Origin of the sequence: Botrimarina sp. (genome assembly GCF_040219535.1) — a bacterium.
Lineage (GTDB): Bacteria > Planctomycetota > Planctomycetia > Pirellulales > Lacipirellulaceae > Botrimarina.
The window spans coordinates 265699-288185 of record NZ_JAVJSH010000029.1 but is presented as its reverse complement, the minus strand read 5'-3'; the positions used below and the strand labels follow the sequence as shown (position 1 = coordinate 288185).

Genomic DNA, 22487 nt, shown 5'->3' with positions numbered 1-22487 from the left:
CTCGTGGCTAGTTGGCAGCCGCGGCCGCTTTCCAGTAACCGGCCAGCCGGTCGGCGGCGTCGCTCGGGCTTTCGAAGAACAGGCGCCCTGCCAGCGGGAGCGCTTCGCCCTGCAACGCGCGGCGGCGCCGCGCGGCGAGCCCCAGCAGCGCTTCGGTGTCGGCGGGCTCGCCGAAGTCGTCCGGCGCGGCGACGACCGTGTCACACAGCACGGCCAGGTCGTGGTCGTCGCCGAGCAGGTCGGAGAGCCGCTCCGCTTCGCGGCGGCGCGCCTTGATCGGCCCGGCCCACGCGTCCTGGAGCAACTGGCAGTGGCGCCCGTGGTACTTGGCCCGCTTGCGGAGCTGGTGCAACCGCTCGGGCGTGGGGTCGTGGGACGCCTCTTCGAGGCGCTTCCTGGCGCGGGAGTAGGTCTTCTTGAGCCCGGCGTGGATGGTTCGTGCGTCTGGCCGGTCGAGCTTCCAGCGGGGCGCACGCTCGCGGCACGCGACCAGCGCCGCTCGGATTTCCGCCAGCCGCTCCTCGGGCGGGGCCCCGTCGGTCGTCAGGTGCTTGCGCTGGCGCGTCAGCTCCCGCCGCACCGAGGCGAACGCTTGGCGGTTGACCTGATCGGCGTAGTGCCCCATCAGGTCGTCGTAGGTGTCGAGCAGAACCTTCGAGTCGCGCAGCTCCGAGAGCCGCCGCGCCGCGTCCCGCAGCGCGACGTTCTCCCGCTTGTAGCTGCCGCCAAGACCGGGCCGTGCGATCCGCAGCAGGCCGCGCAGCTTTTTCATCCGCTTGCGGACCTGGTGGACCGTGTCGGGCGTGTCGAGCGAGCGGTCGTCGATCTCGGCGAGAGCCTTATCAATCTGCTCCGCCGCGATGCGACGCACCGCCGACGACAGATCTTCGCCGGTTTCAATGCGGTAGGACATGACTCGGGTGGTCGGGAGCGGCGGGCGACTCGCGGGTAGCAGGGCCGCCGGCTAAGTTCATGACAGCGCGGCGCCGCAACCACTCGGGGTAGCTTTCCGGCGCCGGCAGCTCGCGCGGCGCCAACCCCTTCTCTTGCAGCACGCGCAACAGCCCTAGGAGCGCCTCGGGATCGACGGTGTCGGGCGCTTCGAGCGACAGGCTCCAGGCGGTGGCCGGGTCGCCGAGCAGCCGGACCTCGGACCACTCGACCTGAACCGATGAGTCGGCCGCCGGGTCGTCGAGGGTCTCGCCGCTGGGGGCGTCGTAGTGACGCAGCTCCCGCTGCTTCTTCACGCCGATCCAACGACGCTCCGCGACGCGCCGGAAGTTCGCCCGCTCGCCGTCGTCGGCCGCGACCGAGAATTTGACCCAGCGAGAAACGAGCGATGGACCGCCTTCGTCCGTCCGCAGCTTCGCCTCGAGCCGGCCGCTGCGGAGCTTCACGCTCGAGGCGCCGTCCGCCAGCGGAGCGTACCAGTCGGTGCGGATCTCTGGTTCGCCATGCGGCGACGCCCAACAGGACGGCCGCGTGTCGAAGAACCAGCGGGCTTCGCGGGTGACGAGCATCACGCCTCCCGGGGGGTCGGCTCGCCGGCGGCCCGTATCGCTTCGGCGCAGTTGCTCGGTGCGTGAGGCTGAACGACCTTTTCGCGTTGGCGCTCCCCCACCCGGCGGCGGCGGGCGACGTTCTCGGCGGCGGGGCGTGGGGGCAGGGGCGTCATGTCGCGCGGGTCGATGGGCTTCCCGGATCAGGCAGTGGGAAGACATCAAGGGTGCAAACGCGGCGCCGAGGCCCCTAATCCGGGTCTAACGACGCGTAGTACGCCGCCACCGCATCGAACGCGTCGGCCGGCAGGTTTTCCGCCACCGGCCTCATGCGATCGGCAGCCGGCCCGCCCCCGCGGTCGCCCTGAAGAAACAGCTTGAGCTGGCGCTTTAGGTAAGGCGCCGGTTGGCCAGCCAGCCGGGGGTAATCGCCCGCCCGGGGGCCCTCGCTCGGGCCGTGACAGTCGACGCACGACGGCACACCGCGCTCGGGCAAACCAGATTGGGCGATCTCCCGCCCCCGTTCGACCAGCTCCCGCGCCGATGCCGACTCCGCGTCGAGCGACGCGCCGCCGGGCGGCATCGCGGCGAAGTGATCGGCCAGGGCCGCCCGCTCCGCGTCGGTCAGCACCGCCGCGACCGCTTGCATCATGCCGCTGTTGCGGCGTGCGTCGGCGTAGGCCTCCAGCGCGTCGAGGAGGTACTCGCGCGGTTGCCCCGCCAGGTGGGGGAACGCGTCGGCGCCCCGGCCCAGACCGTCTTGCCCGTGGCACCGCGTGCACGTAGCAAGCAGACCCGCCGTTACGCCATCGGCCGACGGGGGCGGCGCGGCGGCGGCGTCGGGGAAAACGAGTTCGCGGTACGCTTGCGCGTCGGTCTCGGGCAGCGTGACGAGGAAGGCGACCGTGTCCCAAACCTCGTCGGGCCGTTGCTGGGTCGGCCAAGCGGGCATGCCCGCGAACAGGATGCCGTGCTGCACCACGTAGAACAGCTCTTCGGGCTCGCGCTCGCTGACCACCCCCTCGAGCCGCGGCGGGGTGGGCGTCATCGCGAGCGTGACGGGCGAGCGGCGCCGCAGCGGCGTGCCGTGGCAATTGGAGCAGGCGGTTTCGAAGTGCCCCGCGCCGCGCAGCCGGCGGGCGGCGCTCGCCAGGTCGCCCGGCGGCTGGATCCCCGTGCTGTGCGTGGCGACCGAACGGTTCTTCGAGAAGGCCAAGAACCACTTCGTCGGGGGCCAGTGCCCATCGCTCGCACGGATCGGCACAACGCCGCCCACGACCACCACCGCCCCGAGGGCGGCGACCACGAGCGCCGCGATGGCGAGCGTGACCAGCCTCTGTTTGATTCGCAATCGTCTCATGCCGGACCCGTTTCGCTGGTGGCGCCGGACGGCGCTGGGTCGTCGGCCTTGGGCCGACGGAGCAAGTCGCCCGTCAACCACAAGCCTCCGACCAGGTAAGCCGACGCGCCGATCAAGATCATCACCGCCCCGCCCAGGTGCTGGTCCTCCAGCGCGGACATCCCGCCGTAGCCGGTGTGGTGGGGGTAAACCGGTCGCGACGCCAGCGCCAGCAACGCGCCGAGCAGCGTCATGTGCATCGAAGTGAGCAGCAGCCCCACCACGCCCGACGCGCTGCGCCCCCGCGACCGATCCCCGCCCCCGCCGAAAGCCGACAGCCAGACCCAAACGCCCGCGGCGAGGAACGACCCCTGCTCGGCGACCAGCCCCCACCCGTGCATGCGCGCCAGGTGGTGCAGGGCCGGCGCGTGCCACGCCCACACGAGCACCAGCTCGGCGACCGAAGCGGGGATCGGGGCGAACACCGCCGGATACCGCTGCGACAGGTCCCACCGGCCGCCGGCTAGGCCGAGCGCAACGAGCGGCGCCGCGCCGGCCACCACCAGCATGTGCATCAGCATGTGCCCGAAGAAGGCCTCCTCGGCCAGCGCGGGGAGCGGCCCGAGCCACGCCACAGCGAGCACAGCGATCCCGGCGAACAGCAGCTTGTTGCGCATCATTGGCACGTGGTGACAAACGCGGCGACCGCGGCGACATAGAACGTCGCGACAAGGCTCAGCAGCGACAGCAACAGCGTCGCGAACGCAAGAAACCGCGCCTGGTCCACCGGCGTGGCCTCGTCGTAGGGGCGTTCGCCGTGCGCGCCGCGCAGCCGCCGCGCCGCGCGCCACCCGACGACGGCAATCGCCAGGACCGCCGCCGCCGTGTACGCCGCCACCGCGACGCGAACCGGTCCGAGGCTCGCTTGCCGAGTGGCGAACTTCTCGCAGTACACGGCGGCCGTGATGTAACACGCCAGGAAGTGAACGGACCACACGACCGGCGCGAGGGTCACCCCCCACAGCGATCGGGCTTCGCTCGGCGGGGGCGCGGGGCTGTCCGGGGTTTCGCTCGGCATCACGCCACCATCGGGAAACCAACGACCACGGCCACGGTGATGGCCGCCGTGAGAGCGACGAAGTGCCAGAAGAGCGTGACGTTCACGATGTCCGCGTCGCAGTCGGGCGTCATCTTGCCGGCCCATCGGCGCGCCGCGCAGTAGGCCTGCATCACCGCGCCCAGCACGGCGTGCAAAGCGGTCCAACCGACCAGCACCCAGACGATCGCCGAGTACGCGTCGGCCGTCGGGTCGAGCCCGTCGGAGAGCGTTCCCCCCACTAGCGACACGACGCCGCCGAGCGTCAGCACGACCGCCGCCCCCAGCGCGCCGTACAAGCGCGCCGCGCTGGCCGTGCGGTTCCACCGCCGCGCGAGGATCGTCGCCGCGTAAGCGCCCGCCAGCAGCCCGAGGCCGACCAGCGGGCCGGCGGCCGCCGGGCCGGGGTACGGGTCGGGCGGGAAGTCGTCGCGGATCGTCCAGTAGAAGAAATAGCCGAACACCAGCGAGATGTACGCGGTGATGTCTCCCAGCATGGTGATGAACATCGCCCACCACCCCACCGCCTGCGGGCCAGACGCATACAGCGGCACGCTCTTTCCGAGGCCGATGTACTTTTCTGGCTTCTCGGGGACCCAAGCCGTGCCCGTCCACAACCAGGTGAGGATCGCCGTGAACGAGCCGAGCCCGCTCAACGCAGCCAGTGTCCACCAGTGGTAGGTTCCGAAGATGAACACCCCGCCGGTGAGCGCGGCGGTGATCATCGGCAAGAACGACGGCCCCGGCACGCGCAGGACCTGCAGCGGCTTGGCGTCGATGACCGACGTGACGAGCGTCTCCCGCAGGCCCTCCTCCGCGTCGGGCAGGTAGTAGCGGCCGAGGCCCACGTCCTGTTTCAGGTTCGGCTGGTCCCACAGCGGGTAGCGGCCCGTGATGACCGGGATCGACCGCACGCCCCACGGCTCGTCGGGGATGTCGCCGATCCACTCGAGGCCGCCGGAGTTCCACAGGTTCCACTTGGGCAGCGGCTCGTGCTTCTTCGGCCGCAACACGTCCCACACCACTACGGCGAAGCCGGCCGCCAGGACGAACGCGCCCACGCTCGAGACCAGGTTCAGCAAATCGAACCCGATCCCGGCCGGGTAGGTGAACACCCGCCGCGGCATCCCCAGCAGGCCCGTCCAGTGCATCGGTAGGAAGGTCACGTTGAAGCCGACCAGCAGCAGCCAGAACGCGATCTTGCCCAGCCGGTCGGACAGCCGGCGCGACATCAGGAACGGGAAATAGTAATAAAGCCCCCCAACGATCGGGAAGATCGTGCCGCCGACCAGCACGTAGTGCAGGTGACCCACCACGAAGAACGAGTCGTGCGCCTGAAAGTCGAACGGCGCCACGGCGACCATCACGCCGGTCAGGCCGCCGAACACGAACGTGGCGAGGCTGGCGAACACGAACATCATCGGCACACTCGCCACCACGCGCCCCGCCAAGAGGGTCGCCAGGAAGCAGAACAACTGGATGCCCGTCGGGATCGCCACCGCTTGGGAAGCCGCCGAGAACACGCCGAGCGTCACGCCCGGCAGGCCGGTGGTGAACATGTGGTGCACCCACAAGCCGAAACTGAGGAACCCCGTCCCGACCGCGGCCAGCACAACCCACGTGTAGCCCACCAGCGGCGTGCGGGCGAAGGTCGGCACGATCGTCGCCATCAACGCGACCGACGGCAGGAACACGATGTAGACCTCCGGGTGCCCGAAGATCCAGAACAAGTGCTGCCACAACAGCGGGTCGCCGCCACGGTCCGGGTCGAAGAACGGCCAGTCGAACGCGCGCTCCATCTCTAGGAGGATGTCGCCCGCGATCAGCGGCGGGAACGCGAACAGGATCATCGCCGCCACGACCAGCAGGTACCAAGCGTAGAGCGGGATCATGTGGATCCGCATCCCCGGCGGGCGGCACTTCAGCGCGCCGACGATCAGCTCGACCGCCGCGGCGATCGACGCGATCTCGATGAACGACAGCCCCAGCAACCAGATGTCGGCCCCGATGCCGGTCTGGTACTTGGTCGTCATCGGCGGGTACATGAACCAGCCGCCCTGCGGCGCGGCGCCGAAGAAGATCGACCCGCACACGAACACGCCGCCGATCAGGAAGCAGTAGTAGCCGTACTGCGACAGCCGCGGGAACGGCAGGTCCCGCGCGCCGAGCATCTCCGGCAGCAGCAGGATCGACACGGCCTCGAAGATCGGCACGGCGAACAAGAACATCATCACCGAGCCGTGCATCGTGAAGACCTGGTTGTACAGGTCCGCCGAGATGAAATCGTTCCCCGGCACGGCGAGCTGCACACGGATGAGCAGCGCGAGCACGCCCGCGAACAAGAAGAAGACCCCGGCGGTCGCCGTGTACCAGAGGCCGACCTCGGTGTTGTTCACCGCCGACATATAACGCCACCCCGGCGGCGTGCGCCACGCGTCGAGCAACCGCTCCGCTTGCGCGTCGGCGTGGGCCTGCTCTTCGGGCGTGGGGTCCCCCGAGCCGGGCGGCGCGTTTTCGGCGTGGTCGGTCACTCGAGGCTCATCAGGTAGGCGGCCAGGTCGGACAGGTCCTCCTCGCCGATCGAAGCGAACGGCGGCATCAACGCTCCGGGCTTGAGCGACTCCGGCCGGGCGATCCAGTCCATGAGGTGCTCGGCCGAGAGCGGCACGGTTGCGGCCGCCAGGCTTTCGCGGCTCGCCAGGTGCGTCAGGTCGGGGCCGAGCACGCCGTCGGCGCCGTGCCCGCGGACCGCGTGGCACGCCGCGCAGCCGTAGCTCTGGAAGACCCCGGCGCCCCGCCGCGCGGCGGCCGACGCCGGCTCGGCGGCCGGCGCGGCTTGGCCGGCTAGCCACGCGTCGAACTCCTCGCGCGTCGTGACGACCACGTCGAACGCCATGTACGCGTGCGAGTCGCCGCAGTACTCCGCGCACGCGCCGCGGTAGCGGCCCACTTTGGTCGGGCGGAGGGCCAATCGGGTCCGGCGGCCCGGGATCATGTCGACCTTGCCGCCGAGCGACGGGATCCAGAAGGAATGGATCGCGTCGGCGCTGCCCAGCTCGAACTGGACCGGCTCGTCGACCGGCAAGCGGATCTCGTTCGCCAGCGGCACCGGCTGGCCCTGCGCGTCGCGGTACGCGACCCGCCACCACCAACGCAGCCCGGTCACCTCGACGCTCAGGCTCCCCTCCGGCGCCGGGCGGACTAGGGCAGGCAGGATCGCCAGGCCGAACGTCAGCAGGATGGTCAGCAGCAACGTCGGCACGACCGCTCCGCCGCCGATGATCCAGATCCTGGCCCTGCGCTCGTCGTGCTCGCTCGGGTCGATCCACACCGCGTAGAACGCCAGCCCGATGACGATCGCCCAAATCACCAGCGCCCCGATCGCCATCGCCCAGAACAAAACGGCGATCTGCTCGGCCCCTTCGCCGGCCGGCGCGAGCGTCGACTGGGGGCCGCCGCACCCCGCCAGGGCCGCCGCCACGGCGCCGCACGCCGTGGGGCGACGAAGCGTCGTGATTCGGTCAGGGCGATCGCAGTTGGCCACAGCGGCGTGTCGTTCGCTACTTGGTGAAAGGGCGGCGCCGCCGCAGAGCGGCTCATTCGAGGCGAAATTTCCTCCCCGGGGGCGGCGCATTTGCGCCGCCGAGCCCGGAGGCCAGTACCCGCGGCGAATTTCGTTACTATGATAAGAAAACCGCGTCGGAAGCCTGATCGCCGCCCCCACTGGCAAACCGCATGCCGCTCCAGTACGACTTCGAAGAGAGCCTCGGCTACTGGCTCGCGACGGCCCATCAGGCGTACATGCGCACCTTCCAGCAGGCGCTCGCCCCCCACGGCATCACGTTCCGCCAGGCCCAGGTGCTCGGCTGGCTCGTCGCCGAGGGGCCGCAGTCTCAGCGGGACTTGGCCGAGCGGATGCTGATCGAGCCGCCCAACCTGGTTGGTGTGCTTGACCGCATGCAGCAAGCGGGGCTCGTCGAGCGCCGCGTCTGCCCCCACGACCGGCGGAAGAAGCTGATCCACCTCGCCCCCGGCGCCCGGAGGCAGTGGGAAAAGATCGCCCAGTGCGGCCGCGAGGTGCGCAGCCGCGCGGTCGAAGGCCTCGAGGCGCACGAGCGCGAAACCCTCAAGGCCCTCCTCGGCCGCGTGCGAGAGAACCTCACCCCGACCTCGACGGTCCCATCGCCATGACCAGCCCAATCGCACTGCGCTCTACGGCGGTCTTCGCCGCCACGCTGCTAGTCCACTCGGCCGCAGCGCAGCCCCCCGGGGGCGGCGCGCCGTCGGTGGTCGTGGCGCCGGCGATCGAGCAATCGGTCGCCGCCACGCAGACCTTCGTGGGCACGGTGCAGCCGGTCCGCCGGGCCACGATCGGCAGCGCGGTCAACGGCCGCGTCGTGGAGTTCCCGATCGAGGAGGGGGACCGGGTCGAAGCCAAGCAGACGCTCGCCCAACTGCTCACCGAGACCATCGAGCTCGAGCTGGCCGCTGCCGAGGCCGAGCTCGAGCTGCGGCGTCAGCGGCTGGCCGAGCTCCGCAACGGCTCGCGGCCCGAAGAGATCGAGCAGGCGCGCGCGAGGATGGCCGCGGCCGACGCGCGGCGGGAGTTCGCCGAAGCCCGCCGCCAACGGGCCGACGCCGTGTACCGGCAAGAGCGGATCATCAGCGAGGACGAACGCGACGAGGCCGTCGCCTTATCGATCGAGGCCCAAGAGGCCTACCTCGAAACGAAGGCCGCCTACGCGTTGGCGGTGGCCGGCCCGCGGGTCGAGACCATCGCCCAAGCCGAGGCCGAGCTCGCCGGGCAAGAGGCGGTCGTCCAGCGTCTGCGGGACCAGATCAGCAAGCACACGATCATCGCGCGCTTCGCCGGCTACGTGGTCGCCGAGCACACCGAGGAGGGCGAGTGGGTCAACAGCGGCGACCCGGTCGCCGAGGTGGTCGCGATCGACGAGGTCGAGGTCGTCGCGCAAGTGACCGAGGGCAACGTGCCCTTCCTCCGGCCCGGCGCCGAGGCGCTGGTGCGCCTCGCGGCGCTCGGCCAACGCACGCTCACCGGCGAGGTCGCCGTCACCATCCCGCAGGCGGACAGCCGGTCCCGCACCTTCCCGGTGAAGGTCCGGGTGAAGAACGAGTTCGTCGACTCGCGGCCGGTCTTGCTCCCCGGCATGCTCGCCCGGGTCACCCTGCCGGTAGGGGTCCAGCAGCGGGCCGTGCTCGTGCCGAAGGACGCCGTCGTGCTCGGCGGCAGCTCGCCGGTCGTGTTCGTCGTCGGCGGCGTGCGGGCCGAGGGCGACCAGGGCGAGGCCCGCCTCGCGCCGGTCGAGCTAGGCGCGGCGTCCGGCTCGCGGATCGCGGTGACCGGCCAACTGGCCGCCGGCGAGATGGTCGTCACCGAAGGCAACGAACGACTCCGCCCGGGCCAGGCCGTCAGGGTGCTGCGGGTCGACGACAAGCCGGCCCCGCAGGCCGCCGCCCCCGGCCGCCAAGCCGCCACCCCCTCGGAGCCCAACGCGCGATGAACCTGGTCGACTCCTTCATCCGCAACCCCGTCAAGGTCGCCGTCGGCGTGCTGCTGCTGACGCTGTTCGGGTCGGTCGCGCTGCTACGCATGCCGATGCAGCTCACGCCCGAGGTCCAAACGCCCACGATCACCGTCACCACCACCTGGGCCGGCGCCAGCCCCCAGGAGGTCGAGCGCGAGATCACCATCGAGCAAGAAGAGCAGCTCAAGGGCGTCGAAGGCGCTCGGAAGCTCACCAGCGAGAGCACCGACTCCCAGTCCACGATCACGATCGAGTTCAACGTCGGCGAGGACATGGACCAGGCGCTGCTGAAGGTCAACAGCCGCCTGCAGCAGGTGCCGGAGTACCCGGAGGACGCGGACCAGCCGGTCATCGTGACGGCCAACTCCTCGAGCCGGCCGATCGCATGGTTCATCCTCAGCCCGGCCCCCCCCACCGAGGAGACGATCGCCAAGTTCGCGGCCGAGCACCCCGACCTGCGCGACGAGGTCGCCCAGATCGCGTCGACCGAGAACCTCGGGCTGCAGCTGCTGCGGATCCGCCGGCTCGTGGAGGAGCACCCCGAAGCCGCGCCGCTCGCCCCCCCGCCGGGCCTCGACATCCCCAAGCTCCAGCGCTTCGCCGAGGACGAGATCGAGGCCCGCTTCGAGCGGGTCTCGGGCGTGTCGCAGTCGAACGTGCTCGGCGGCTTGGAGGACGAGCTGCAGGTGGTGGTCGACCCCGAGCGGCTCGCCGCGCGGCAGGTCACGCTCACCCAGGTCCGCGACGTGCTCCGCGGCCAGAACAAGGACACCTCGGCGGGCGACTTCTCCGAGGACAAGCGGCGGTGGGTCGTGCGCACGCTCGGCGAGTTCCGCTCTCCCGAGCAGGTCGAGAACCAGTTGCTCGCCGTGCGCGACGGCGCGCCGGTCTACGTGCGCGACGTGGCCGAGGTGCGGTTCGGCTACAAGAAACCGACCGGCCTCGTGCGGCGGTTCGGCGAGTCGTGCATCGCGGTGAACTGCATCCGCGAAACGGGCGCCAACGTGCTCGACGTGATGGACGGCCTCAGCGCCGTCACCGAGCAGCTCAACGCAGACGTCCTCGCCCCCCGCGGCCTGCGCCTGACCCAGGTCTACGACGAGACCGAGTACATCAACTCGTCGGTCAGCTTGGTCCAAAACAACATCTTCATCGGCGGCGCGCTGACGATGCTCGTGCTGATGGGCTTCTTGCACTTCGGCGTGCGCACGCTCGCCATCGGCCCGGTCGTGCTCGCCACGGCGCTGGCGGCCGCGTACCTGTCGCCCTGGTGGTTCGCCGCTTGCCTGGCGGTCGTCATCGGCGCCGGCTTCTGGTACGCACGCGGCGCGTTGGTCGTGGGGCTGGCGATCCCGGTGAGCATCGTGGGCACGTTCCTGGTGCTCGGCGCGTTGGGGCGGTCGCTGAACGTGATCAGCCTCGCCGGGCTGGCGTTCGCCGTGGGCATGCTGGTCGACAACGCGGTGGTCGTGCTCGAGAACATCTACCGCCGGCGCTCCCTCGGCGAGGCGCCGTTCGTCGCCGCCGCCCGCGGCACGCAGGAGGTCTGGGGCGCCGTCGTGTCGTCGACGCTCACCACCATCGCCGTGTTCTTGCCGGTCGTGTTCGTCGAGGAGCAAGCGGGCCAGCTCTTCCGCGACATCGCGCTGGCGATCAGCGCGGCGGTGGGGCTGTCGCTGTTGGTCTCGGTGGTGATGATCCCGACCGCGTCGGCGCGGCTGCTGAGCCGGCCCATCGGCCCCTCCTCCGAGTCCGACAGCGAGCCGTCGTCGAACTTCTGGACCGACGCGATCGTCGCGGTCAACGGCTGGGTCCAGGGGAGCGTGCTCCGGCGTGTGGCCACGGTCGCGGTGCTGGTCGGCTTGTCGGTCGGGCTCAGCTTGGCGCTATGGCCGCGGGTCGAGTACCTGCCGACCGGCAACCGCAACCTGGTCTTCGGCATCGTCGTGCCGCCGCCGGGCTACAACATCGAGCAGCTGATGACCCTCGGCGAGACCGTCGAGCGCGAGCTGCGGCCCCTCTGGGACATCGACCCCGACGCGGGCCCCAACGGCGGCGTCGCCGCGGAGACCGGGCCCGCGATCGGCGACTTCTTCTTCGTCGTCCGCGGCCGCAGCGTGTTCCTCGGCGTGCGAGCGCTCGACCCGCTACGCTCGGCCGAACTCGTGCCGGTGGTCTCGAGCATCGCCGGTAAGCTCCCGGGCGCCTTCGTCGTGGCGAAGCAGTCGAGCCTGTTCGAAGACGGCCTCACCGCCGGCCGCACGATCGACGTGGAGATCACCGGTCCGGACGTCGTGCGACTGGTCGAGCTGAGCCGCGTGGGCTTAGGGGCGGTCGCGAAGAGCCTGCCCGGCGCGCAGGCGCGGCCGGTCCCCAGCCCGGACCTCTCGAGCCCCGAGCTGCACGTGGTGCCGAAGCTGCTGCAAGCGGCCGAGACCCAGATGACCAGCAGCGACATCGGCTTCGCCGTCGATGCGCTGGTCGACGGCGCCTACGTGGGCGACTACTTCCTCGAGGGCAAGAAGATCGACCTGACGGTCGTTGGCGAGCGGCGGTTCGCCGACGCGACCCAGATGATCGGCGCCGCGCCGATCGCCACGCCGCTGGGGCAGTTGGTGCCGCTCAGCGCGCTGGCGGAGGTCTCGCTGGCGAGCGGGCCGGAGCAGATCAACCACCGGGAACGCGTCCGCGCGATCACGATCGAGGTCTCGCCCCCGCCGGAGGTCGCCCTCGAGGACGCGATGAACACCATCCGCGACGAGGTCGTCCCCGCGATGCGTGCGACGGGGATGCTCGGGGGTCCCTACTCGGTCGCCCTGGCCGGCACGGCCGACAAGCTGCGCGAGACCTGGGACGCGCTGCGCTTCAACGTGCTGCTCGCGCTGCTGATCACCTACCTGCTGATGGCCGCGCTGTTCGAGTCGTGGCTCTACCCGTTCGTGATCATCCTCACCGTGCCGCTCGGCGCGGTGGGGGGCATCCTCGGGCTGTCGCTGCTCAACCTGTTCGTTAACCAGCCGCTCGACGTGCTGACGATGCTCGGCTTCGTGGTGCTGATCGGCACGGTCGTCAACAACCCGATCCTGATCGTGCACCAGGCGCTGAACCTGATCCGCGAAGAAGGGGCCGACCCCCGCGCCGCCGTGCTCGAGAGCGTGCGCACCCGCGTGCGGCCGATCTTCATGACCACCACCACCACGCTGCTGGGCCTGGCGCCGCTGGTGATCTTCCCCGGCGCTGGGAGCGAGCTGTACCGCGGCCTCGGCAGCGTGGTGCTCGGCGGTCTGGTGGTGTCGACCGCGTTTACGCTGCTGCTCGCGCCGACGCTGTTCACCCTCGCGCTCGACGCGAAGTGGGCGTTGCTCGGCCGGCGCCGCGGCGACGAGCCGGGCGACACGGCCGACGCCGAGCCGCCGGTTCGCAAGCTCGCCGTGTGACGCGCCGCGGAGCGATCGGGCTCACTCGTCGCCGAGCACGCGGGTGCTCTCTTCGCGGCGGACCGGGCCGCTGAGGTCGTCCGACTCGACGAGCACCACGACCCGCTGGTCGCCCGCCTCGGCGGCCGCCACGCGCACGCGGAAAGCGACCTTCGCCCCGGGATCGAGCGAAGCCAGCGGCGCGAATTCGACCCGCTCGGCCGACGCGCGGTGGGCGGTCTCGCCCTCGGCGGCCTTGATCCGCATGCCGCGCGGCGACTCGACGACCACGCGCACGCCGGTGGCGGCCTTGGTCCCTTCGTTCAGCACACGGACCTCGTAGGTGGTCTCGCCGCCGACCTCGATCGGGTCGGCCAAGTCGCGGACCTCGAACGCCAGCGAGGCCACGCCATCGACGACGATCGGGTGCGTCGCCTCGGAGCGGAGGCCGCCGGCCGCCTGCGACTCGACACGCAGCGTCTGCTCGCCCGGCGTGGTCGGCACGGCGACCACCTCGACCTCGCCGCGTTGCCCGTCGGGCAGCTCGGCCAGGCTCCAATAAACGCTGTGGGACTCGGCGTCGTACTCGCCGAGGTTGTTCGCGCTGACGAACCGCATGCTCCGCGGCAGGTGCGTGACCAGGCGCACGTCGCGGGCCGGGGCGGTGCCCGGGTTGTCGATGCCGATCGTGTAGGCGGCGGGCCGCTCGAGGTAGCGTCGCTTGGAGCCGTCGACCGACACGTGGAGCTTCGGCGCGACGACCTCGAAGGCCACGGCCCGCTCCGCGCGGAGGTCGCCGTCGGCCACCGCGGCCAGGCTGCTGGCCACGCGGCCGGCGGCTTCGGCGTGCAGGGCCAGCTCGATCCGCCGCGTCTCGCCGGCGGCGAGCGTGCCGACTTCGAACTCTAGCTCTTTGCCCGCCGGGTGGCTCACCAGCGCGGGCAGGTCGCCCAGCAGCATCACGCCGGTCGCCGTTCCGGTGCCCGGGTTGTGCAGCTCGATCGTGACGGTCTGCTCCTCGCCGACCCGCACTTGCGGGGCGACGCTGGCGGCGATCGTCAGCTGCGGCCGGGTCACGGCGGTCGAGGCCGACGCGGCGGCGGCCATCGTCACCTGGGCCACGCTGCCGATCGCCCCCTCGCGCAGCGGCGTGAGGCGGATCTCGACGGTCTGTTCTTGGCCCGGCGCCAAGTCGCCCAGCCGCCACGTCAACCGGCCGCCGGCCACGTCGGCCGCGGGCTGCGTGCCCTCGAGCCGCGTCCCGGCCGGGACCTCGTCGCGCAGGACCACGTCGTTCGCGACGCCGGCCCCCGTGTTGCGGATGCGGATCGCGAAGCGGCAAGGCTTGCCGATCTGCGCCTCGCTGGGGCCTCGCTTCTGGAGCGTCAAGGAGGCCTCCTGCGGCCCCTCCATCGCGGCCGGGCCCGGCTGGCCCATGCCCGATGCGGTCGCCTGGCGATCGACCCGCGGCGGCTGTGCCGCTGATTGGGTCGATCCCGAGCCCGAGTCGCTCGGACCGTCCCACGCCGCGGTCGGCGGCGGGGCGAAGGCCGCCGGCGGCTCGGTTGCGGCGACTGGTTCCTCGAGCGAAGCCGCTTCGGCGTCGCCGCTCGCCGGCTCCTCGGGGATCATCGGCGCCGGCTCAACCGGCGCCGCTCCCACAGCGATCCGCGCCAGCGGCGCCGGCTCTCTATTCGGTTGCGGCGCCTCGAGCGGCTGAGGTTCTTCAGGGCGTGCCGTCTCGGTGAAGGCGGCCGCGGCGGCCGGGCTCGTCGCCGACGAGCCGGGCCGGCGCGCAGGCGCCGCGGCCGGAGCGGCCGGCTCGGCCTCTGCGATTCGCAAGGGATTGTTGTTCGGCAGCCCGGCTGTATCGGCGGCGCCCGTTCGGAACGGGTTGACGACCGGGAGTTCGGTCGTACTGGCGGGCGGGGGGCCGGCCGGTTGGCCTTCGGCTTTTATGGCGAGCTGGGTGGTCGCCCAATCGGCCACGCTCCCGTTGGCCGACCTCCCCGTGGCTGCGCCAGGCGGCGCCGACCAGGGGGTGGGCCGCTTGGTGCTCGGCGCCCGCAGCTCGTTGACGCCCTCCTCTGGCATTGGCGGCAGCGACGGCTCGGCGCCGGCCACACGGAGCAAGCACACGGTGGCGACGACGATTCCGCCGATCGGCTTCAGGCGAGGCATCCCAGACGCTCACGCTTCGGGGGGGGACATACCGGATAAACGGCAAGCGGCCCGGGGTCGGGCGGCTTGCGCGGCGGTAACTAGCAGAAATGCCCCGACGCTCAAAGACCGAACCGCCGGCCCCCCGGCGCCGGTCGGCCGGCGAGAAACCTCACCCCACCGCGCCGCGCGGGGCGCCTTTTCGGCTAAATTGGCGGCGCCAGGCCCGAAAACGCCTTTGTCTACCGAGTCGTGACATGGCCGCCCCCGACCCGCTCGACGCCCTCGGCACGGCGTGGTTCTTGGTGGTGTTTGTCGCGGGGCCGGTGGCCGGCTGGCTGTGGATGGTGGCCGACATCCGCGCCTACCTGCGGCGCCTGAAGCGCGCGATGGTGCTGGTCGGCGCCTACGCCACCACGCCCTACTGGGCGTTGCGGGAGCGGCCCGATTGCCTGCTAGCGCTGGGGCTCGAGCGGGGCTGCTCGGCCGACGAGGTGATGGCCGCCTACCGCTTGCGAGTGAAGACCGCCCACCCCGACCACGGCGGCAGCCGCGACGAGTTCGAGCGCCTGCAGCGCTACCTGGGCGAGGCATTGCGGCTGGCGGCCGGCGACGATCAGCCCCGGTGACCTTTCAGCCGCCGGTGACCCTTCGGCCCACCGTCACCTTTCGGCCAGGGGTGACCCCCGGCGACCGGGCCGCGTTGGCCGGCGCTATCAGAAATCGATCGAGCGGACGGGAGGGTCGATCACGGGCGAGTCGTTGCTGGCCGGTTTGCCGCCGTCGGCTTTCTCGGCTTGCTGTCCCGACTCGGGCTTGCCGGCGCCTGCCTCGTCGGTGGGTCCGGCCGGCTCCTCGGCCAGCGCCTTGGCGGCCTCGTCGGCCGGCCCGCTGATGTCGCGCGCCTGCAGCTCCCGCCAGGGTTGTTTGCCCCGGTAGGCTTGGACCTCGGACTCGAGCTGCCCGTCGTACTGCGTGAGGATGCCGAGCTCCTCGGCCTTGGCGACCGCCTCTTCGGCGCGCTGGACGGCCTTGTCGAAGTCGCCGTTCTCGGCGTGGGCGGCGGCGAGTGTGCTGAGCACGTGCGGCGCGTTGTACTCGGTCAGCTCGGCCGCACGCTGGGCGAGCTCCACCGCGCGCTTGCCGTCGCGGACCTCGTCGAACGGGCTCGTGGCGAGCGTCCAAGCGTAGTTGTTGAGGATGCCGTAGTCGTCCGGCGAGGTCTCTAGCGCCTGGTCGAACTCGGCGAGGGCCTCCTTGTGCCGGCCGATGTACAGGTACATATCGGCCCGCATGCGGCGGGCCAGCGCGTTGCCCTCGTCGAGCTCGAGCACGCGGTCCAGCGCCTGGATCGCCTCGTCGGTCATCTGCTTGTCCACGTAGATCGACGCGAGCTGCAGCAGCAAGTCGGCGTTCTCCGGGTCGCCGTTGACCAGGCGCTCTAGCGCGGCGATCGCTTCCTCGTCGCGGTCGAGGGCCAGCAGCATCTGGACCTTCATCAGGTGGGCGGTCGACGCGAGCGGCTGCTGCTCGAGCACCGCCTCGACGTCGGCCAGCGCCTTCTCGAACTGCTCGTCGGCCGCGTACAGCCGCGCGCGGATGAGCAGCGACTTGACGTTGTTCGGCGAGATCTCGAGCGCCTTGTCGAGCTGGGCGACGGCCTCGTCGAGCCGGCCGAGCTGTCCGAACAGGCCGCCCCGGTAGTGGTAGGGGTCCAGCAGGTCGGGGGCCAGCTCCGACGCGCGGTCGAAGCTCTCCAGCGCCTCGTCGGGGCGGTCCTGCATCAGCAGCGCGAGGGCCTTGAGCTCGTGGACCTTTGGGTTGTCCGGCGCGAGCTCGATCGCACGCTCCAGGTCGGCCAGCGCCTCGTCGGCCCGGCCCGCCTCGCGGTGGACCCGCGCCCGGCGCAGCAGGTACTCGACCTCGCCGGGCGCCAGCTCGATGGCCTTTTGGAGGTCGGCCATGCGTTTCTCGTCGGTTTTCTGGGCCAAGGCCCGGAGGGAATAGGCCTCGGCGAGCGTCTCGGTCGAGGCGGCCGCGTCGTCGCTCTGTTCGGCCAAGCGGATCACCTTGCCCAGCGCGCGGCGGGCCTCGGCCTCGCTGCCCATCGGCAGCGATTGCAGGCGGCCGATCAGCAGCCACGCGCCGATCTGCGACGGGTCGATCCCCACTGCCCGCTGCAGGTCGGTCAACGCGAACTGGCGGATCTGCAGCCACCGCGGGTCGCGCATCGGATCGGCGACCGGCTTGCCGAGCACCGCGCCGGCCAGGCTCGTGGCCCGCTGCACGAGCGTGGCGACGAGCAGCTCCTCGGCGAAGTCGGTGTTGCCCGCGTCGAGGCCCTGCTCGAGCGCTTCGTCGAGCAGCTCGACGACCTCGCTAAGGTCCTTCAGGTCCTTCGCTTCGAGCTTGCGCTCCAGCGCGCGGTCGAGCGATTTCTGGCCGGGGTTGTCCGCGTCGAGTCCGCCCAGGGCCAGCGGGTCCGCGTCCGAAGGCTGGGCGTCCGACGGCTGGGCATCCGAGGGTTTGGCCGGTTCGGAGTCGGTCGCCGGGTCGGCGGTCTTGTCGGCCGATTCGGTTTCCGCGGCTGGTTCGCCTTCGGGCTCATCGGCGGGCTGCTCGGCGCCCTCGGACGGGGCGGCCCCGTCGGCTTTGTCGTCCGGCTCTTGTTCGGCGACGGCGGCTTCGGGTCCGCTGGCTTCGGGATCGGCCGCGGCGGGGTCGGCCTCCGCTTGCTCGGCGCCGGCCGGCGACTGCGCGGCGCCGGTCGGCGTGGGGCCGGCCAGCACGAGGGCGGTCGCCAAGAGCAGCAGCGCCGTCGGGGAGATCTTGGGCATCGCAGCGGGTCCTCGGTTAGCTGGGTACTTCATGGCTCCATTATTGCGATGGCGGTCCGGGCGGACTACGCAGGATCTCGCAAATCGGCCGCCCCGGCTGTCGGCGGGGGCGGGGCCGCCGTAGAATCTTAGCCTTTCGGCCCGCCGGGCCCGCGACCGCTCGGCGCCCCCCCGCCAGACAGGCCCCCGCGCGGGCCACCCGACGCTCGCCCCACCCCGCCCCGCCCTCGCGCGCCCACCCGTTCGCTATGGAAGCCGGCATCGTAGGCCTGCCGAATGTCGGCAAGAGCACGCTCTTCAACGCGTTGACCGCGGCGGGCATTGCTAGCGAGAACTACCCGTTTTGTACGATTGAGCCCAACGTGGGCGCCGTGCCGGTGCCCGACGCCCGCCTGGCGACGATCAACTCGTACATCACCACGCAGAAGGTCATCCCGGCGATCCTGCAGCTGGTCGACATCGCGGGCATCGTCCGCGGCGCGAGCGAGGGCGAGGGGCTCGGCAACCAGTTCCTCAGCCACATCCGCAACGTCGACGCGATCCTCCACGTGGTCCGCTGCTTCGACGACCCGGACATCACCCACGTGGACGGCTCGGTCGACCCGATCCGCGATATCGAGACCATCGACACCGAGCTGATGCTCGCCGACCTGCAATCGGTCGAAGCCCAGTTGGTCAAAGCCAAGAAGAACGCCCGCACCGGCGACAAAGACGCGAAGCGCAAGGTCGACGTGCTCGACGCGTGCCACGCGCGGCTCGCCGACGGCGTGCCGATCCGCGGCCTGGAGTACGACGACCCGGCCTCCGCCCGCACGCTCCGCGAGCTGCAGCTGCTCACCGCCAAGCGGGTGCTGTACGTGGCCAACGTCGAGGAAGACGACCTGGCCGGCGAGGGGGAGCTCGTCCGGCCGGTCCGCCAGCGGGCCGCCGAAGAGCAAGGCGAGGTCGTGCCGGTCTGTGCGCGGCTCGAGGCCGAGCTCGCCGAGCTCGACGAGGCCGACCGGGCCGAGATGCTCGAGTCGGTAGGCCTCGCCGAACCGGCGCTGGCGGCCCTGGCACGGGCCGCGTACCGCCTGCTCGGCCTGCAGAGCTACTTCACCGCCGGCGAGAAAGAGATCCGCGCGTGGACCGTGCCGATCGGCGCGACCGCGCCGCAAGCGGCCGGCGTGATCCACACCGACTTCGAGCGCGGCTTCATCCGCGTCGAGGTGTACGCCGTCGACGACCTGGTCGAGCACGGCAGCGAGAAGGCGATCCGCGAAGCCGGCAAGATGCGTGTCGAAGGCAAGTCGTACGCCATGCGCGACGGCGACGTGTGCCACTTCCTCTTCAACGTGTAAGGCACACTCCCTTCACGACGGCCCGCGCTTTGGCCACCAAAAGCGGCAAGCCGCCGCCCAAGCGTTACGTTACGCGACACGCAAAAAAAATCGCGCGTAACGCCAAAACGGCCCGATTCGGCGGCTAAGCCGTTGCGGCGTCTGGGGTTGGCGAACCGTTACACCGCGCGGCCAGAGCCGCTCGCTGTAACGTTATTCGCGGGCGGCGCACCGATCCAAAACCGGCCGATTGTCGCCTGCCGGCGCCCGGCCGGACCGCGAATTGGCCGCGCTTTGACCGACGGGCGGTCGAGCGGGGGGAACCACCAAGGCACGGAGGGCACGAAGGGCCGGTCGGCGGGGCCGGGCCCGTCGAGTCGGCGGCGAAGGCGCGCGTGTCCGGATTGGTGTTGTGCCGTTCGCGGCCAGGCGCGCACGATGGTCCGAACCCGCACCCCGCCGTCACGACACAGACGCCGGGGGCCGCCTCGACCGAAAGGAGCCCACGACATGGACGAGAAGATCGACCTCAGCGAGCTGGCCGCCGAGGCCCAGAAGCGACAGACCGAGCAGCCCGTCAGCGAACCGGCAGACGACTGGACTCCCGACTTCGAGACCTCCGGCGTGTGCGGCGGCAAGGGGGGCGGTGGCTCCACGGCCACGATCGCCACGGTCCCGAATTTTTGAGCGGCAAGCCTAGAACGGCGAGACAACCGGCGTGGCCCCGCGCATTGGGCGGGGCCATGCCGTCTCGCCCCGGCGATCGACTCAAACCGTCACAAGGAGAGCCACCGATGGACGCCGCCCTGCTGACCGATCGCGAACTGCTGTGGACCGACAACGCCGTGCACGCCGAGCGTGTGCACAAGTCGGCCCGCGCGTTGGCCCGCATCGTGGCGTCGCTGACGGGCGGCGAACCGGCCGACGCCGCGGCGAGCGAGTTCATCGCGTTGTTCAACCGGGCCGCCGCCGCCCCGGCCGACGTGTTCTCGGAGCTCTGGTCGGAGCCCTTTGCCTACTACTGGGCGCGGACGGCTTGGGAGTTGTCTGCGGCCCTGCGGGGGGAGGGGGAGCGGCCGGCGTTCGTCGATCGGTACGTGGAGTCGACCGGAGCGGCCGACCTCGGCGACGCGTTCGCTCGGCACCTGGACCTTTTCAAGCTCTTCGCGGCGGGCCTGGCGGTCCGCAGCGGCGAGGCCGTCGAGTTCCATCGCCCGCTGCCAATCGCCATGCCCTTCGCGCTGGTAGGGACGCGGCTGTCCTTCTCCGGCGGCGGCGAGCTCGCGCTCTGCGGCGCCGGGCCCGAAACGCTGCTCGTCGAGCACGACGGCCAGCGGCTCGCCGTGCCGGTCGACCCCGACGCGGCTTGGACGCACCCGGGGGTCCGCCGGCACGTTTGCCCGGAGGTGTCGCTCGGCGCGAGCGCGATGCGGATGCAGCCGCACGCGATGAAACTGCCGGACCTCGTGTCGATGCGCCAGGACCCGCTGCCCACTCCCGGACTGCAAGAAGAGATGCAGCCCCACCTGGCCGACGCGGTCGCGGCGATCCAGCGGTACCTACCCGACGCGGCCGACCAGCTCCGCTACGGCGGGCGGCTGGCCGTCGTCAAGCAGCGCAGCGAGACCGGCCCGACCAACGCGAGCTTCTCGCGGCTGCCCGGCGCGGTGCTCTTTAGTGCGCGGCGCGAGCCGCTGGTCCTGGCCGACGACCTGCTGCACGAGGTGCACCACAACCGCCTGTACGCGCTGGAAGAGGGCCGGCCGTTCTTCGACAACCGCCGCGTGAACGCCACGACCGACGCGCGGTTCTACTCGCCCTGGCGCGCCGACCCACGGCCGCTCTACGGGATCTTCCACGCGGTCTACGTGTTCACACGCGTCAAGGCGTTCTGGCTCGGCGCGTACCGCAGCGGCGATCTCAACGGCGACCGGCTCGCCTACGCGACCGACCGACTGGTGCGGTTCCGCGAGCAGCTCTCCACCGGTGTGGGCGTGCTACGCGACAGCGCCGACTTCACCCCTTTCGGCCAGCGGCTGTTCGACGCGGTGTCGGCCGAGGTCGAGAGGCTGATCGCCGAAGCGCAGTCCGCCGGCTTGCCGGACGACGCGCCGGCGATGGTCTGCTTGGAGAACGGCCGACTGGTGCCGGAGCTGGGCCTCGACACCGGCGCACCGATCACCGTCACAGAAGCGATCGACGAGCACCGCCGCTACGCCGAACCGGCGCTTCAAGCGGCCAACGGCGCCGCGTCGGCCCCACCCGCGGGCCGGGCCACGGTGTCGGCGGAGCCGGCGAGCGTCTGAAACGCGGCCTCGAGCTGGCGGCGGCAGCGCAGCAGCACCTCGTGGCGCGGCCCCGAGCTGGCCGTCAGGCCGGTCGGGAGCGTCGGGTTGGTGTTGATCTCCCAAGTCTGGATCGCGCCGCCGTACAGGCCGTAGTCGATACGCCCGTAGTCGATCCCGGCCAGTTGGAAAATCGCCTTCAGGCGCGGCGCGTGGGGGTTGTTGAAGAAGTAGGCCTGCTCCTCTTGGAGCAGCTTCGGGTGCGTCAAGTCGCATGCCTTGACCATCCATCGCCGGCTGAAAAACAGGCTCCGCGGCACGATGCGCTCGCCGACTCGAAACGCCGCGTACTTGCGGTACAAGCCGTCGGAGTCGGCCGTGTCGAGGAACTCGGTAACGAGCAGCGGCCGCCACCCTTTCCAGCGAGTGCGTAGCCGCCAGAGCGCACGGCTGAGTTGGGCGCGGTCGCGCAGCAGCGGCGTCCGCGGGCCGGTGTGGTCGTTCTCTCTGCGGACGAAGACCGGGTAGCGGAGTGGCCGGTCGGGCTCGCCGGGCCGCCACACGGCGAAGCGGTTCTCGCCCCGCGACTGGAGCGTGTCGAGCAGGTCGCGGCGCCGCAGCGAGCGGAGCGGGTGGTTCACCACCCGAAACCCGGGCCGAGCCGACACATCGTCGGCGACCACCGCGGCGCGTTCCCTCTGCCGCGCGGACAGGCGCTCGATGTCCGCCAGCACGTACACGCCCGGCGGGTGGTCGCGCCGGGAGAGCCACGCCTCGTACGTGAGTGGCACGATCAGCGGACGCAGGCCGATCGCGACCCGGTCCAGGTAGACCCGGATCGTGTAGCTGGCGCGGCGGGTGGTGAGGAAGTAGATCATTTTCCGAGCGGCGACACTGCGCGAGGGGAGTAGCGGATCGGCGCGTGGGCTGTCAATCTCGCTGGCCCGGAAGTCGAAGGGGGAAAGAGGATTAGGGAAGTGGGGGATTTCG

At 71.2% G+C, this 22487-nt stretch carries 18 protein-coding genes; 7 read left to right on the top strand and 11 right to left on the bottom strand.

Annotated features, from left to right (window positions below; all coding sequences use genetic code 11):
* Positions 1-7: 7 nt before the first annotated feature.
* The 8 genes from RIC11_RS17365 to coxB form a co-directional block, all read right to left on the bottom strand.
* Positions 8-913: a CHAD domain-containing protein gene (locus RIC11_RS17365; protein ID WP_350213530.1), complete on the bottom strand. Its 906-nt coding sequence runs from the start codon at positions 911-913 to the stop codon at positions 8-10.
* Positions 897-1520, bottom strand: coding sequence for a hypothetical protein (locus tag RIC11_RS17360; RefSeq protein ID WP_350213529.1), 624 nt, complete (start codon positions 1518-1520; stop codon positions 897-899). The genes RIC11_RS17365 and RIC11_RS17360 overlap by 17 nt, the downstream gene beginning before the upstream one ends.
* Positions 1520-1675 carry a hypothetical protein gene (locus RIC11_RS17355; protein WP_350213528.1) on the bottom strand — a complete coding sequence of 52 codons (156 nt, stop codon included), beginning with the start codon at positions 1673-1675 and terminating at the stop codon, positions 1520-1522. Before RIC11_RS17355 ends, RIC11_RS17360 begins: the two co-directional genes overlap by 1 nt.
* Before the next feature lie 74 nt (positions 1676-1749).
* Positions 1750-2859, bottom strand: coding sequence for a c-type cytochrome (locus RIC11_RS17350; RefSeq protein ID WP_350213527.1), 1110 nt, complete (start codon positions 2857-2859; stop codon positions 1750-1752).
* Entirely contained in the window at positions 2856-3515 is a 660-nt protein-coding gene (locus RIC11_RS17345; protein WP_350213526.1) for a cytochrome c oxidase assembly protein, read from the bottom strand. The genes RIC11_RS17350 and RIC11_RS17345 overlap by 4 nt, the downstream gene beginning before the upstream one ends.
* Positions 3515-3916 carry a transmembrane prediction gene (locus tag RIC11_RS17340; RefSeq protein ID WP_350213525.1) on the bottom strand — a complete coding sequence of 134 codons (402 nt, stop codon included), beginning with the start codon at positions 3914-3916 and terminating at the stop codon, positions 3515-3517. The genes RIC11_RS17345 and RIC11_RS17340 overlap by 1 nt, the downstream gene beginning before the upstream one ends.
* Complete coding sequence (gene ctaD / locus RIC11_RS17335) at positions 3916-6339, bottom strand: cytochrome c oxidase subunit I (RefSeq protein WP_350213593.1); 2424 nt, start codon at positions 6337-6339, stop codon at positions 3916-3918. The genes RIC11_RS17340 and ctaD overlap by 1 nt, the downstream gene beginning before the upstream one ends.
* A gap of 122 nt (positions 6340-6461) precedes the next feature.
* Positions 6462-7478 (bottom strand): cytochrome c oxidase subunit II, encoded by a 1017-nt coding sequence (gene coxB, locus RIC11_RS17330; protein ID WP_350213524.1) that lies wholly within the window; start codon positions 7476-7478, stop codon positions 6462-6464.
* A gap of 191 nt (positions 7479-7669) precedes the next feature.
* On the opposite strand from coxB, the gene RIC11_RS17325 reads away from it, so the two are divergent.
* The 3 genes from RIC11_RS17325 to RIC11_RS17315 are packed head-to-tail and all read left to right on the top strand — an operon-like array spanning position 7670 to position 12917.
* Positions 7670-8125 carry a MarR family winged helix-turn-helix transcriptional regulator gene (locus RIC11_RS17325; RefSeq protein ID WP_350213523.1) on the top strand — a complete coding sequence of 152 codons (456 nt, stop codon included), beginning with the start codon at positions 7670-7672 and terminating at the stop codon, positions 8123-8125.
* On the top strand, positions 8122-9456 hold the full coding sequence (locus RIC11_RS17320; RefSeq protein ID WP_350213522.1) for an efflux RND transporter periplasmic adaptor subunit: 1335 nt from the start codon (positions 8122-8124) through the stop codon (positions 9454-9456). The genes RIC11_RS17325 and RIC11_RS17320 overlap by 4 nt, the downstream gene beginning before the upstream one ends.
* Positions 9453-12917: an efflux RND transporter permease subunit gene (locus tag RIC11_RS17315; RefSeq protein WP_350213521.1), complete on the top strand. Its 3465-nt coding sequence runs from the start codon at positions 9453-9455 to the stop codon at positions 12915-12917. Before RIC11_RS17320 ends, RIC11_RS17315 begins: the two co-directional genes overlap by 4 nt.
* A gap of 21 nt (positions 12918-12938) precedes the next feature.
* Here RIC11_RS17315 and RIC11_RS17310 read toward each other — a convergent pair whose 3' ends face one another.
* On the bottom strand, positions 12939-15077 hold the full coding sequence (locus tag RIC11_RS17310) for a hypothetical protein (protein WP_350213520.1): 2139 nt from the start codon (positions 15075-15077) through the stop codon (positions 12939-12941).
* Positions 15078-15313: 236 nt separating this feature from the next.
* Between RIC11_RS17310 and RIC11_RS17305 the strand changes: the two genes are divergently transcribed.
* Positions 15314-15685, top strand: coding sequence for a J domain-containing protein (locus RIC11_RS17305; RefSeq protein ID WP_350213519.1), 372 nt, complete (start codon positions 15314-15316; stop codon positions 15683-15685).
* Between the two features lie 87 nt (positions 15686-15772).
* Here the strand turns inward: RIC11_RS17305 and RIC11_RS17300 are convergent, their stop codons facing one another.
* A complete protein-coding gene (locus RIC11_RS17300; RefSeq protein WP_350213518.1) occupies positions 15773-17893 on the bottom strand; it encodes a tetratricopeptide repeat protein in 2121 nt (706 codons plus the stop codon).
* 248 nt (positions 17894-18141) lie between these two features.
* Here RIC11_RS17300 and ychF point away from each other — a divergent pair, with 248 nt between their 5' ends.
* The 3 genes from ychF to RIC11_RS17285 all read left to right on the top strand — a co-directional run bounded on the left by ychF (position 18142) and on the right by RIC11_RS17285 (position 21518).
* On the top strand, positions 18142-19233 hold the full coding sequence (gene ychF / locus RIC11_RS17295) for a redox-regulated ATPase YchF (RefSeq protein WP_350213517.1): 1092 nt from the start codon (positions 18142-18144) through the stop codon (positions 19231-19233).
* A gap of 489 nt (positions 19234-19722) precedes the next feature.
* A complete protein-coding gene (locus RIC11_RS17290; RefSeq protein ID WP_350213516.1) occupies positions 19723-19899 on the top strand; it encodes a hypothetical protein in 177 nt (58 codons plus the stop codon).
* A gap of 107 nt (positions 19900-20006) precedes the next feature.
* Positions 20007-21518 carry an aKG-HExxH-type peptide beta-hydroxylase gene (locus tag RIC11_RS17285; protein ID WP_350213515.1) on the top strand — a complete coding sequence of 504 codons (1512 nt, stop codon included), beginning with the start codon at positions 20007-20009 and terminating at the stop codon, positions 21516-21518.
* Here RIC11_RS17285 and RIC11_RS17280 read toward each other — a convergent pair.
* Positions 21443-22375, bottom strand: coding sequence for a hypothetical protein (locus tag RIC11_RS17280; RefSeq protein WP_350213514.1), 933 nt, complete (start codon positions 22373-22375; stop codon positions 21443-21445). The genes RIC11_RS17285 and RIC11_RS17280 overlap by 76 nt on opposite strands.
* Between the last annotated feature and the right edge of the window lie 112 nt (positions 22376-22487).